This window comes from Pectobacterium atrosepticum (assembly GCF_000740965.1).
GTDB classification, from domain to species: Bacteria; Pseudomonadota; Gammaproteobacteria; order Enterobacterales; family Enterobacteriaceae; genus Pectobacterium; species Pectobacterium atrosepticum.
In genome coordinates this window covers 14,397-28,611 of the sequence record NZ_CP009125.1, presented here as the reverse complement: position 1 = coordinate 28,611, position 14,215 = coordinate 14,397, and the positions used below count along the sequence as shown (strand labels likewise).

8 protein-coding genes, 1 tRNA gene and 3 rRNA genes are annotated in these 14,215 nt (G+C 49.0%); 2 read left to right on the top strand and 10 right to left on the bottom strand.

The window, feature by feature from the left end:
- Window positions 1-99 precede the first annotated feature (99 nt).
- The 4 genes from polA to GZ59_RS00110 form a co-directional block, all read right to left on the bottom strand.
- The gene (gene polA / locus GZ59_RS00125) at window positions 100-2,889 is read right to left on the bottom strand and encodes a DNA polymerase I (protein WP_039289290.1); all 2,790 of its coding nucleotides are present in this window, start codon (window positions 2,887-2,889) and stop codon (window positions 100-102) included.
- 377 nt (window positions 2,890-3,266) lie between these two features.
- Complete coding sequence (gene dsbA / locus GZ59_RS00120) at window positions 3,267-3,890, bottom strand: thiol:disulfide interchange protein DsbA (protein WP_011091669.1); 624 nt, start codon at window positions 3,888-3,890, stop codon at window positions 3,267-3,269.
- A gap of 24 nt (window positions 3,891-3,914) precedes the next feature.
- A complete protein-coding gene (locus GZ59_RS00115) occupies window positions 3,915-4,901 on the bottom strand; it encodes a serine/threonine protein kinase (protein WP_039289288.1) in 987 nt (328 codons plus the stop codon).
- Window positions 4,902-4,979: 78 nt separating this feature from the next.
- The gene (locus tag GZ59_RS00110; RefSeq protein ID WP_039289286.1) at window positions 4,980-5,249 is read right to left on the bottom strand and encodes a YihD family protein; all 270 of its coding nucleotides are present in this window, start codon (window positions 5,247-5,249) and stop codon (window positions 4,980-4,982) included.
- 213 nt (window positions 5,250-5,462) lie between these two features.
- On the opposite strand from GZ59_RS00110, the gene mobA reads away from it, so the two are divergent.
- Both mobA and mobB read left to right on the top strand, forming a co-directional pair.
- Window positions 5,463-6,041 carry a molybdenum cofactor guanylyltransferase MobA gene (gene mobA, locus GZ59_RS00105; protein WP_039289284.1) on the top strand — a complete coding sequence of 193 codons (579 nt, stop codon included), beginning with the start codon at window positions 5,463-5,465 and terminating at the stop codon, window positions 6,039-6,041.
- Complete coding sequence (gene mobB / locus GZ59_RS00100) at window positions 6,031-6,552, top strand: molybdopterin-guanine dinucleotide biosynthesis protein MobB (RefSeq protein ID WP_039289282.1); 522 nt, start codon at window positions 6,031-6,033, stop codon at window positions 6,550-6,552. Before mobA ends, mobB begins: the two co-directional genes overlap by 11 nt.
- A 126-nt stretch (window positions 6,553-6,678) precedes the next feature.
- Here mobB and rrf read toward each other — a convergent pair.
- From rrf to rbsK, 6 genes are all read right to left on the bottom strand, one after another.
- Window positions 6,679-6,794, bottom strand: a 5S ribosomal RNA gene (gene rrf / locus GZ59_RS00095).
- Window positions 6,795-6,919: 125 nt separating this feature from the next.
- Window positions 6,920-9,828, bottom strand: a 23S ribosomal RNA gene (locus GZ59_RS00090).
- Window positions 9,829-10,056: 228 nt separating this feature from the next.
- Window positions 10,057-10,132: transfer RNA gene (locus tag GZ59_RS00085), tRNA-Glu, on the bottom strand.
- Window positions 10,133-10,273: 141 nt separating this feature from the next.
- Window positions 10,274-11,817: ribosomal RNA gene (locus GZ59_RS00080) — 16S ribosomal RNA — on the bottom strand.
- The 16S, 23S and 5S rRNA genes sit together here with 1 tRNA gene alongside, the layout of an rRNA operon.
- Window positions 11,818-12,248: 431 nt before the next feature.
- On the bottom strand, window positions 12,249-13,268 hold the full coding sequence (locus tag GZ59_RS00075; protein WP_200878042.1) for a ribose operon transcriptional repressor RbsR: 1,020 nt from the start codon (window positions 13,266-13,268) through the stop codon (window positions 12,249-12,251).
- Between the two features lie 3 nt (window positions 13,269-13,271).
- Window positions 13,272-14,198, bottom strand: coding sequence for a ribokinase (gene rbsK, locus GZ59_RS00070; protein WP_039289278.1), 927 nt, complete (start codon window positions 14,196-14,198; stop codon window positions 13,272-13,274).
- Window positions 14,199-14,215: the final 17 nt, after the last annotated feature.

The following is a 14,215-nucleotide window of genomic DNA, read 5'->3' as shown; positions in this document are numbered from 1 at the left end:
GTTGTTTACTTTCATACAAAATGGTTATCGATTACACAAAGTTAAACCAGGTCACACAATACTGTTATTTAATTACAGAAATAGCGCAAGAATCGGCCATTAATGTGCTTGATCCCAGTTCATGCCTGTACCGATATCTACCTGCAACGGGACATTCAATTTCATACATCCTTCCATTAATATCTTGATTTTACTAATAGATTCTTCAATAACTGAATCGTGGATTTCGAAAACCAGTTCATCGTGAACCTGCATGATCATCTTCACCAACGGCGTGTCTTTCTGTAGCCAATCGTCAATCGCGATCATCGCTTTCTTGATGATGTCAGCTGCTGTCCCCTGCATCGGGGCATTAATCGCCGCACGCTCCGCACCTTTACGCGCCATCGCATTACGAGAATGGATATCGGGCAGGTAGAGACGGCGGCCATCCAATGTAGACACATAGCCATGCTCCGCCGCCTGTTGGCGCGTCCGCTCCATGTAATCTTGCACGCCTGGATAACGCTCAAAATACAGGTTCATGTATTTCTGCGATTCGCTACGGGGAATATTCAACTGACGCGACAAGCCAAACGCACTCATGCCGTAGATCAGACCGAAGTTGATCGCTTTCGCACTACGACGCTGTTCTGATGTCACCTTATCCAGCGCAATACCAAACACTTCTGACGCCGTTGCCCGGTGGATATCTAGCCCATTTGCGAACGCATTCAACAGCCCTTTATCACCCGATAAGTGCGCCATGATACGCAGCTCAATTTGCGAGTAGTCAGCTGCAACAATGCTGTAGCCCTTAGACGCAATGAATGCTTGACGAATACGACGTCCTTCATCGTTACGCACCGGAATATTTTGCAGATTCGGATCGCTGGAAGACAAACGACCGGTAGCAGTAACAGCCTGATGATAAGACGTATGCACGCGCTTCGTCGCCGGATTGATCATCAGCGGCAACTTATCGGTATACGTGGATTTCAGCTTGGCCAAGCCACGATATTCGAGGATCAACTTCGGCAGAGGGTAATCCAGTGCCAGTTCAGCCAACACTTCCTCATTGGTTGACGGTGCACCTTTTGGCGTTTTCTTCAGAATCGGCAGCTTTTGCTTTTCATAAAGAATGCCCTGTAGCTGTTTGGTCGATGCGAGATTGAACTCTTCGCCAGCCAACTCATAGGCTTGTGTTTCCAGCCCCGCCAGACGCGTCGTTAGCTCTTTTGAGTGTTCTGCCAGAATGGCAGGATCGATCAGCACACCGGTACGCTCGATTCGGGATAAAACCGGAACCAGCGGCATATCGATAGCCTGGAAGACCTGACACAGATCGGCATGCGGCTGGAGTTTTCCCCACAGCGTCTGGTGCAAATGCAGCGTAACGTCTGCATCCTCAGCCGCATACGGCCCAGCCTGTTCCAGTGCGATCTGATTAAACGTCAGCTGGTTTTTTCCCTTACCCGCAATCTCTTCAAAGGTAGTGGTTTTGTGTTTCAGATAGCGCTCGGCCAGACTGTCCATATCGTGACGACCCGCAACGCTGTCGAGCACGTAAGATTCCAGCATGGTATCAAACGCAATACCGCGTAAATCGATGTCATACCGCTGCATCACGCCTTTATCAAACTTGAGATTCTGACCAATTTTAAGCAGTTTCTCATCTTCCAGCAGCGGTTTGAATAATGCCAATACTTGGGCACGATCCAACTGCTCAGGCGCATCCAGATAGTCATGTGCCAACGGCAAATAGGCCGCTTCACCTGGCTTAATCGCGAATGACAGACCAATCAGATTGGCGGTGAGCGTATCCAGCCCATCGGTTTCCGTATCAAAAGCAAAAACCTCAGCCTGTTTTAAACGCTCAATCCAATCCAACAGCGTTTTTTCATCAAGAATCGTGACATAACCGTCGGCAGACAGTGTAGGCGCGTTATCTTCTTCAACCGCCTGCTCAACCACCGCATTACTCACAGTCTGAACAGGCTGGCTGCTCTTTTTACCCTGCATCCAAGTGCCTGATTCAATATCTGATAACCAGCGTTTAAATTCATAGCGGGAAAAGAGGCGATGCAGTTCATCCACGTCCAGCTCGTTAACGGTGAGCTGCTCACAGCTGAGTTCAAGCTCGACATCCGTTTTAATGGTGGCAAGCTGATAAGAGAGGTAGGCCACTTCTTTATGCTGTTCCAGCTTCGGTGCCATGGTTTTCGCGCCACGGAAAGAAAGCTCAGCAATTTTATCAAGGTTGGCATAGAGCGAATCCAGCCCGCCAAGCCCTTGTAATAGTGCCTGCGCGGTTTTCTCCCCTACGCCTGGTACACCGGGAATATTATCCGATGCATCCCCCATCAGCGCGAGGAAATCGATAATTAGCTCGGGAGGTATACCGTATTTATCACATACCTCCTGAGGGCCAAGAATCGTGTTGTTCATGGTATTAATGAGCGTCACGCTCGGTGTCACCAGCTGTGCCATATCTTTATCGCCAGTACTAATCAGCACCGACTTGCCCGCTTTTTCCGCCTGCACGGCGAGCGTACCAATCACATCGTCTGCTTCTACGCCGGAAACAGCCAGAAGCGGCAGCCCCATCGCTTTCACCATACTATGCAGAGGCTCTATCTGCTCACGTAGATCCTCCGGCATCGGTGGGCGGTGAGCCTTATAGTTTTCGAACAGTTCGTCGCGAAACGTTTTCCCTTTCGCATCAAAAACAACGGCAACGTGGCTGGGATGATATTGCAGCAACAAACTGCGTAGCATATTCAGCACGCCATACATTGCACCGGTTGCTTCTCCCGCACTGTTTGTTAACGGTGGGAAAGCGTGATAAGCACGATACAAATAGGATGAACCGTCTACCAGTATTAAAGGATTTTCTGCAATCTGAGCCATAGTCTGCCGTAATCATTGTGGTCTGTCATAGCGCTAAGCATGCCATAGGTCAGGGAAAGAGACGATCCTTAACGTAAGATATTGGCTGGTTTTGCATGGATCCTCGCAAGATCTTCTTGTGGATAACTTTGTGCATAGTTTTACCCGTTTAATTACTAATTTTTACTGTTATTTCAATATGGTTTTTTATATTCATTAATTTCATGAAGTTATAATATAAACCATTTATTTTAGAGACTCAGTAAACCGTCATCCAATTTGTGGATATAAACAAAAAGATAAATAGATATTGTGGTGTGGTGAGAGATATAAGATAAGAGGGTGAACCGCGAGAAGGTATAAAGCCATGCGGTTAACCCGCATGGCCTATTAAGTGATTACTTTTTGGTAATGAGGAATTTCACCACGTCAGCGTACTGTTTTACATATCCATCCATTGAACTGGTATCAAGACCATCATTCTTGATCATATATTTACCGTTAACGAACATGGCAGGAACACCGCGTAATTGTAAATCTGCGGCCGCTTTTTCCTGCTGGGCAACCAGCGATTTCACGACAAAGCTATTCAGTGCACCATCAAACTCTTCCGCGCTCACACCCGCTTTAACAAAGACTGCCCGAATATCTTCTGGTTTTTGTACGGTCTGTGTTTTCTGAACGGCATCAAACATCAGCGGAGTAATTTTATCTTCTACGCCCAGCGCCATGGCGACAGCCCAAGCCTGCGTCAGGTTTTTACCCAATGGGCCCAAGAAGTCCACGTGATAACGTGTCATCTTCGTCCCCTCTGGTAACGCTTTCTTTACTGCATCAGGAACGTGATAAACCTGCTCAAACTGATAGCAATGCGGGCAATAGAAAGAGAAAAACTCAAGAACCTGAGGCTCTTGAGTCGCAGGTTTATCTAATTCTACATATTGCTTACCGTCAGAGAACTCTGCAGCAGAAGCACTAAATGCCAGAACAACGCCAATCAGCGCAAGCCATAATCTTTTCATAAATTTCACTCTCTCCATTTAATTTCAGTACATTGGCATTAGCTGTAGAGGAGGTTCCTGTAACAGCTGAGTTTGCCCAATAAAAATTGCCGTTTGCTTCAACCAAAAATCAGCATCCGTCATCCAAGGGAAATTTTTCGGAAAAGCAGGATCCTCCCAGCGACGAGCAACCCAAGCCAGATAATAAACCTGCCGCATCGCACGAAGAGGCTCAATCAGCGCGAGCTCTTTCTCCTGAAAATCCGCAAATTCGCTATAGGCTTCTAATAAGATATCTAATTGAATACGTTGTTCACGACGGTCGCCGTGCAGCAGCATCCATAAATCCTGTATTGCCGGACCATTGCGAGCATCATCCAAATCAACAAACAGAGGGCCATCACGCCACAAAATATTTCCTGGGTGACAATCCCCATGTAGACGCAGTGGCCGCCAGTCGCTGTGCCAATAAGTTTCAACTGTATCAATCAGTTGACGGGTTGCCTGTAAAAAACTATGTCGATGTATTTTCGGTATTAGCGGACATGTCTCCAACAGCCGATAAGGTTCATGCAGATATTCATTTACCCCTATCGTCGGGCGCTCGGTGAATAACGATTTCTGCCCCGTCTGGTGAATCCGTCCGAGAAAACGGCCTACCCACTCTAGCTGCTCTTCATTATCCATTTCATACTGCCGCCCCCCTATACTGGGGAATACAGCAAAATGAAATCCTTCATAGACGTTCAATGTCTGCCCATTAAGCGAGACGGGGGCGACAATAGGGACTTCATCTTCTGCCAACTGCAGGGCGAAAATATGCTCTTCCTGAATCTGTGACTCGCTCCACCGTTCCGGGCGATAAAATTTCACTACGAATCGTTTACGATCTTCATCCGCAAACTGATATACCCGGTTTTCATAGCTGTTTAATGCCGTCAGGCCGGAATCAACGCGCAACCCAACATCCAGCAAAGCATCCACGATCAGATCTGGGAATAGCGTCTGGAAATTAAATACCGAACTATTCATCGCGGCCACAAATGGTCAGAGGCGACATAAGATATACGCGTGCAATAGTTAGCATCATGAGCGTGTTATTCCTTTCCACTAATTTTTAATAACCCCACGGGCACGAAGCAAAGCTGTTTTGAAATCTTCCTCATAGTCTTTCTTCAGACCGGGAATGACTTGTTCTTTATCTGAATCACGCATTTTCAGATGGTAAATAAGGATATCATCTGTCAGTTCATTTAACTGCCCCTCGAACCCCGCCTCCTGTGCAAGGTTTTGTAAAAATTGCACTAGGTTTAAATCGGGCTCTTTTTGCCAGGCTGGATGCAAGAGTTCAATCAGTTCATTAACGCGATGACATTTCATTTTTTTCTCCTTAAAAACGATTTGTACTCAATAAATTTCAAGAAGTAGAAAACAGCTTGAGCAATGTTGAGCCTATAGCGATAAAAATAACAGCCTTGCGCACATGAGGAAAGAACTTGGTCTTCTGTAAAAGTTTTTAGAGAATAACGTATGGTTTCTCCCTCACAAGCTTTCGGTACAGAGAAAAGTAGGAATAGATAATTGGGAAGTAAAATGATTACAGGCGTTATTCTCGCGGGCGGACGTGCAACACGCATGGGCGGACATGATAAAGGTCTGATAGTACTGAACGGGGTGCCGCTATATCTGCATGTCTTATCTCGGCTTAAAACACAGGTCGACGAGATCATAATCAGCGCTAACCGTAATCAGGATATATATGAGCAAAGTGGATGCCGGATTATTGGTGACTCTGATGCAAACTTTCCAGGCCCGTTGGCAGGTATTCTAAGCGGATTGCATGCATCTACATCCGAATGGATTGTATTCGTCCCTTGCGATGTCCCAGTCTTTCCCCTCGACTTGGTGCGCCGCTTGTGGCAAGCACGGGGGGAAGCAAATGCTGTTTATGCCACAGACGGAGAACGTCCACATCCCACATTACTCTTAATCAATAAAAACCTTATTGAACGGCTGGAAGCTTATCTGCATCTCGGAAACCGTAAGTTAATGCTATTTATGGAACAAGTCGGAGCAAAACCTGTTTCATTCAACGATCAGCCTGAAGCCTTTCACAATTTGAATTCGCCTGAGGATCTATCCAACTGGGAGGATCATCACCGTGAATTCTAATCATTTACCCTTGCTCGCTATTGTCGCCTACAGCGGTACAGGTAAAACAACGTTACTTAAGCACGTCATCCCTCTTCTGGCTAATCAGGGTATCCGAATCGGATTAATCAAACATACGCATCATCAGATGGATATTGATACACCAGGTAAAGATAGCTATGAGTTACGTAAGGCAGGTGCGGCACAAACCATTGTTGCCAGCAGCCAAAGGTGGGCGTTGATGACTGAGACTCCAGAGCAAGAAGAACCCGATCTTTACGATCTGGCTGAGAAAATGGATGCATCAACTCTCGATCTGGTGCTGGTTGAGGGTTTTAAACACGAAAAGATCGCTAAAATAGCCTTATTTCGTCAATCGTTGGGCAGAGAGTTAAATGATTTGATCGATGAATGTGTCATCGCAATTGCAGCGGATTCAGAGATAGACACCATACTTCCAGTGCTTGATATCAATCAACCAAGGCAGGTGGCTAACTTTATTCATCAATGGCTTCAAAGTAGCCGTCTATAGTGCGGATCTGGCTGCAATTCATACCAATTAATTGGAGTAATGTTTGGTAGAAAACAGTTTCTGCCCCCCAAATGCCCCACAGCAAAAAGCCCCCGTCTTTCGACAGGGGCTTTCCACATGTTTGATGCCTGGCAGTTCCCTACTCTCACATGGGGAGACCCCACACTACCATCGGCGCTACGGCGTTTCACTTCTGAGTTCGGCATGGGGTCAGGTGGGACCACCGCGCTATCGCCGCCAGGCAAATTCTGTTTCATTCCAACCGTTACACTTCACTTTTTGTCGTATCCGTAACCATCAGAACCAATCTTTGAACAAGCTGAATATCGTTTTATATGAGTCACCCACAAAACACCTTCGGTGTTGTAAGGTTAAGCCTCTCGGGTCATTAGTACTGGTTAGCTCAACGTATCGCTACGCTTACACACCCAGCCTATCTACGTCGTAGTCTTCAACGGCCCTTCAGGGGCATCTAGTGCCCAGGGAAGACTCATCTCGAGGCAAGTTTCCCGCTTAGATGCTTTCAGCGGTTATCTCTTCCGCACTTAGCTACCGGGCAATGCAATTGGCATCACAACCCGAACACCAGTGGTGCGTTCACTCCGGTCCTCTCGTACTAGGAGCAACCCCTCTCAATCTTCCAACGCCCACGGCAGATAGGGACCGAACTGTCTCACGACGTTCTAAACCCAGCTCGCGTACCACTTTAAATGGCGAACAGCCATACCCTTGGGACCTACTTCAGCCCCAGGATGTGATGAGCCGACATCGAGGTGCCAAACACCGCCGTCGATATGAACTCTTGGGCGGTATCAGCCTGTTATCCCCGGAGTACCTTTTATCCGTTGAGCGATGGCCCTTCCATTCAGAACCACCGGATCACTAAGACCTGCTTTCGCACCTGCTCGAGCTGTCACTCTCGCAGTCAAGCTAGCTTATGCCTTTGCACTAACCTCCTGATGTCCGACCAGGATTAGCTAACCTTCGTGCTCCTCCGTTACTCTTTGGGAGGAGACCGCCCCAGTCAAACTACCCACCAGACACTGTCCGCAACCCGGATCACGGGCCTACGTTAGAACATCAAACATTAAAGGGTGGTATTTCAAGGTTGGCTCCACAAGAACTGGCGTCCTCGCTTCAAAGCCTCCCACCTATCCTACACATCAAGGCTCAAGGTTCAGTGTCAAGCTATAGTAAAGGTTCACGGGGTCTTTCCGTCTTGCCGCGGGTACACTGCATCTTCACAGCGAGTTCAATTTCACTGAGTCTCGGGTGGAGACAGCCTGGCCATCATTACGCCATTCGTGCAGGTCGGAACTTACCCGACAAGGAATTTCGCTACCTTAGGACCGTTATAGTTACGGCCGCCGTTTACCGGGGCTTCGATCAAGAGCTTCGCCTTGCGGCTGACCCCATCAATTAACCTTCCGGCACCGGGCAGGCGTCACACCGTATACGTCCACTTTCGTGTTTGCACAGTGCTGTGTTTTTATTAAACAGTTGCAGCCAGCTGGTATCTGCGACTCCCGTCAGCTCCGTCCGCAAGGGACTTCACCGACAGGAGCGTGCCTTCTCCCGAAGTTACGGCACCATTTTGCCTAGTTCCTTCACCCGAGTTCTCTCAAGCGCCTGAGTATTCTCTACCTGACCACCTGTGTCGGTTTGGGGTACGATTTGATGTTACCTGGAGCTTAGAGGCTTTTCCTGGAAGCGTAGCATTGGTTACTTCATCACCGTAGTGACTCGTCATCACGCCTCAGTGTTAATAATGACCCGGATTTACCTAAGTCATCCACCTTCACGCTTAAACCGGGACAACCGTCGCCCGGATAACCTAGCTTTCTCCGTCCCCCCTTCGCAGTAACACCGAGTACAGGAATATTAACCTGTTTCCCATCGACTACGCTTTTCAGCCTCGCCTTAGGGGTCGACTCACCCTGCCCCGATTAACGTTGGACAGGAACCCTTGGTCTTCCGGCGTGCGGGTTTTTCACCCGCATTATCGTTACTTATGTCAGCATTCGCACTTCTGATACCTCCAGCAACCCTCACAGGTCACCTTCGACGGCTTACAGAACGCTCCCCTACCCAACAACACCTAAGTGTCGCTGCCGCAGCTTCGGTGCATGGTTTAGCCCCGTTACATCTTCCGCGCAGGCCGACTCGACCAGTGAGCTATTACGCTTTCTTTAAATGATGGCTGCTTCTAAGCCAACATCCTGGCTGTCTGTGCCTTCCCACATCGTTTCCCACTTAACCATGACTTTGGGACCTTAGCTGGCGGTCTGGGTTGTTTCCCTCTTCACGACGAACGTTAGCACCCGCCGTGTGTCTCCCGTGATAACATTCTTCGGTATTCGTAGTTTGCATCGGGTTGGTAAGTCGGGATGACCCCCTAGCCGAAACAGTGCTCTACCCCCGAAGATGAGTTCACGAGGCGCTACCTAAATAGCTTTCGGGGAGAACCAGCTATCTCCCGGTTTGATTGGCCTTTCACCCCCAGCCACAAGTCATCCGCTAATTTTTCAACATTAGTCGGTTCGGTCCTCCAGTTAGTGTTACCCAACCTTCAACCTGCCCATGGCTAGATCACCGGGTTTCGGGTCTATACCCTGCAACTTAACGCCCAGTTAAGACTCGGTTTCCCTGCGGCTCCCCTATTCGGTTAACCTTGCTACAGAATATAAGTCGCTGACCCATTATACAAAAGGTACGCAGTCACCCTGATTAATCAAGGCTCCCACTGCTTGTACGTACACGGTTTCAGGTTCTATTTCACTCCCCTCGCCGGGGTTCTTTTCGCCTTTCCCTCACGGTACTGGTTCACTATCGGTCAGTCAGGAGTATTTAGCCTTGGAGGATGGTCCCCCCATATTCAGACAGGATGTCACGTGTCCCGCCCTACTCATCGAACTCACAATCTGTGCATTTTTGTGTACGGGACTATCACCCTTTACTGTGCGACTTTCCAGACGCTTCCACTAACACACAAACTGATTCAGGTTCTGGGCTCCTCCCCGTTCGCTCGCCGCTACTAGGGGAATCTCGGTTGATTTCTTTTCCTCGGGGTACTGAGATGTTTCAGTTCCCCCGGTTCGCCTCATTACGCTATGTATTCACGTAATGATAATGTGTCGAAACACATTGGGTTTCCCCATTCGGGTATCGTCGGGTATAACGCTTCATATCAGCTTACCGACGCTTATCGCAGATTAGCACGCCCTTCATCGCCTCTGACTGCCTAGGCATCCACCGTGTACGCTTAGTCGCTTAACCTCACAACCCGAAGATGTTTCTTTCGATCCATCCTCGCGCTGCGATTATTTGAGAGACTCATTGACACACTGATTCATCACGACCCGCCCGAAGGCAGTCATGCATGTTCAGCTGTCATGTTTCAATTTTCAGCTTGTTCCAGATTGTTAAAGAGCAATATCGTAAACATGACTCAAAAGAATCATCTTTAAGATATTCGGTGATAATGTCTTTCACTCATTATCGGATTGGCGTCCCCAAGGGGATTCGAACCCCTGTTACAGCCGTGAAAGGGCAGTGTCCTAGGCCTCTAGACGATGGGGACACGAAAAATCCGTACCGAATTAAAAATCCGGCACTATCGCGTCAGCATGAGTCTACACTCATGACATCAACAGGTGCGCTTGCTCAGTATTTTCATCAGACAATCTGTGTGAGCACTTCACTTAACACACATCTTTATTGGTAAGGAGGTGATCCAACCGCAGGTTCCCCTACGGTTACCTTGTTACGACTTCACCCCAGTCATGAATCACAAAGTGGTAAGCGCCCTCCCGAAGGTTAAGCTACCTACTTCTTTTGCAACCCACTCCCATGGTGTGACGGGCGGTGTGTACAAGGCCCGGGAACGTATTCACCGTAGCATTCTGATCTACGATTACTAGCGATTCCGACTTCATGGAGTCGAGTTGCAGACTCCAATCCGGACTACGACGTACTTTATGAGGTCCGCTGGCTCTCGCGAGTTCGCTTCTCTTTGTATACGCCATTGTAGCACGTGTGTAGCCCTACTCGTAAGGGCCATGATGACTTGACGTCATCCCCACCTTCCTCCGGTTTATCACCGGCAGTCTCCTTTGAGTTCCCGCCATTACGCGCTGGCAACAAAGGATAAGGGTTGCGCTCGTTGCGGGACTTAACCCAACATTTCACAACACGAGCTGACGACAGCCATGCAGCACCTGTCTCAGAGTTCCCGAAGGCACTAAGGCATCTCTGCCAAATTCTCTGGATGTCAAGAGTAGGTAAGGTTCTTCGCGTTGCATCGAATTAAACCACATGCTCCACCGCTTGTGCGGGCCCCCGTCAATTCATTTGAGTTTTAACCTTGCGGCCGTACTCCCCAGGCGGTCGACTTAACGCGTTAGCTCCGGAAGCCACGCCTCAAGGGCACAACCTCCAAGTCGACATCGTTTACAGCGTGGACTACCAGGGTATCTAATCCTGTTTGCTCCCCACGCTTTCGCACCTGAGCGTCAGTCTTTGTCCAGGGGGCCGCCTTCGCCACCGGTATTCCTCCAGATCTCTACGCATTTCACCGCTACACCTGGAATTCTACCCCCCTCTACAAGACTCTAGCCTGTCAGTTTTGAATGCAGTTCCCAGGTTAAGCCCGGGGATTTCACATCCAACTTAACAGACCGCCTGCGTGCGCTTTACGCCCAGTCATTCCGATTAACGCTTGCACCCTCCGTATTACCGCGGCTGCTGGCACGGAGTTAGCCGGTGCTTCTTCTGCGGGTAACGTCAATCAGCAAGGTTATTAACCTTACTGCCTTCCTCCCCGCTGAAAGTGCTTTACAACCCGAAGGCCTTCTTCACACACGCGGCATGGCTGCATCAGGCTTGCGCCCATTGTGCAATATTCCCCACTGCTGCCTCCCGTAGGAGTCTGGACCGTGTCTCAGTTCCAGTGTGGCTGGTCATCCTCTCAGACCAGCTAGGGATCGTCGCCTAGGTGGGGCCATTACCCCGCCTACTAGCTAATCCCATCTGGGCACATCTGATGGCAAGAGGCCCGAAGGTCCCCCTCTTTGGTCCGAAGACGTTATGCGGTATTAGCTACCGTTTCCAGTAGTTATCCCCCTCCATCAGGCAGTTTCCCAGACATTACTCACCCGTCCGCCGCTCGTCACCCAAAGAGCAAGCTCTTCTGTGCTACCGCTCGACTTGCATGTGTTAGGCCTGCCGCCAGCGTTCAATCTGAGCCATGATCAAACTCTTCAATTTAAGATTTGTTTGATTTGCTGAACTCGTCAGCGATGCTCAAAGAATTAATAACTGTTTATTCGTAATGAATTTCACTGTTGTTCACTCTTCAAGACTTTTTATATCGTTTAAGATACGGTCTTGTGAGTGCCCACACAGATTGTCTGATTATATTGTTAAAGAGCAGTGCCACGTCTTCCGTGGCGCGGGCCGCATATATTATGCTTTTCCGCTGTGAAGTCAAGTCATTACTGACTGCCTTCGTTGAACCTTGTCTCTGTCACCCCAACCGCGTGTCGCTGTTGCCGTGTCAGTGGATGCGCATTATAGGGACTTCTCGCCCGCTGACAAGCGCTAAATGCAAAATAATTATCGAGTGGAGATTTCTTCAGCAAAGCGCAGTAAAAGACAGCGTTATGCCGGATTTTTCAGCGTTATCTTAGCTAGAAACTTTACTGGACGGACTGACGTACCATTAATTCCGGCGTCAGCACCAACACATTAGGTTCAGTGTTAGGGTGTTCCAGACGATATAGCAGCGTATCAACCGCCAATTCGCCGAGCTCATCCTTCGGTTGATGGACCGTAGTGAGAGGCGGAGACATATAGCGTGCCAGTTCAATATCATCGTAACCAATAACGGCCATGTCTTGAGGGATCGAAAGTCCTGCCTGATAAAGTGCGTGATAAACGCCGACAGCCATTGCATCGTTACTGGTGAACACCGCTTCGGGTTTATCTTCCAGCGCTAATAACTGCTGCATAGCGCGATAACCGGTTTCAAATTCAAAATCACCGAAAATTTCATAGTCAGTGGGAACGGATAGCCCAGCAAGCTGCATCGCCTGTCGATAACCTTCCAGCCGGTTATAGGCTGTCGTCTTATCTTTAGGACCCGCAATGCAGGCTATCTTTTGACCCGCAATGCAGGCTATCTTTTTATAGCCACGAGAGATGAGGTAATTGGTGGCGATCTCTCCACCGAGCAAAGAGTTATCTTTAATAACATCGATAGCACCTTCAAAGGGTGCCCAATCCATCATGACCATAGGAATAGAAGGATAGCGGCTCATCATTTCAGGCAAGGGGCGATGGCTTTCAGTGCACATCAGTAATACGCCATCGACCCGCTTTTGCAGCAGCGTTTCAAGGCTATGGCTCATTCTGTCGCGATCGCCTTCGGTGTTGCACAGAATCAGGCTATAGCCCCGCTCATAACAGCAGCGTTCAACGCCACGCACAACTTCAGCATAAAACGGGTTACTACTGGCTGTGAGCAACATGCCGATGGTACGGGTCTGATTGATTTTCAGACTTCTGGCCAGCGCAGACGGTGCGTAGTTGAGGTCATCAACGGCCTTCATTATCTTTTCGCGAATGGCATCGCTGACAAAACGATTGTTATTAATGACGTGAGATACAGTAGAAGTAGAAACGCCCGCCAAACGGGCGACATCTTTCATGGTGGCCAAAGGTCACTCCTGAGCTTGCAAAAATGCGTCGATCTCTTCACGCCATGGGACAGAAGGTTGAGCGCCTCGGCGAGTTACAGAAATCGCTGCCGCAGCATGAGCGAATTTCACAGCGGAAGACATTGGTTGGTTTTCCAACAGCGCGGTAACCAACGCACCATTAAAGGTGTCTCCGGCAGCGATCGTGTCCACGGCTTTTACGCGATAACCCGGAATACGTTGCCCTTGACCGCTTTCACTCAACCATACGCCACGGCTACCCAATGTAATCAGAACCGTTTCGATACCTTTGTCGTGAAGAACCTGTGCTGCGCGAGCGGCATCCGCTTCTGTCTCAACGGTAATCCCCGTAAGCAACTGCGCTTCGGTCTCATTCGGCGTGATCATATCGACCAGCGATAACAGTTCATCGGGCAGTTCACGAGCGGGGGCGGGGTTAAGAATCACCTTCGTTTGGTGTTCATGCGCCAGTTTAGCTGCGGCGATAACGGTTTCCAACGGCGACTCAAGCTGCATCAGCAACGCGGAAGCATCAATAATGTGTTGCTGATGACGATGAAGATAATCAGGCGTCACAGCCGCATTCGCACCTGCGTTAATCGCGATCATGTTTTCAGCTTCAGCGTTAACAAAAATCAGCGCAACGCCGGTCGTTTCCCCGGAGATAGCCTCAACGGCAGAAACATCAATATTGTCCTTGGATAGCTGCTGACAAATACGGGAGCCGATATCATCTTCTCCAACGCAGGCAATAAAGGCAATATTCGCACCACTTCGGCCTGCGGCAACGGCCTGATTAGCGCCTTTTCCACCGAAAGCGACACTATATTGTTCACCGATCACCGTTTCGCCTGGGCGGGGAAATTGCTCAAGATTGAGAATATGGTCAGCATTAATACTGCCCAGCACCACCAGCTTACCCGTTTTCATTATGTCGAATCCCGCTA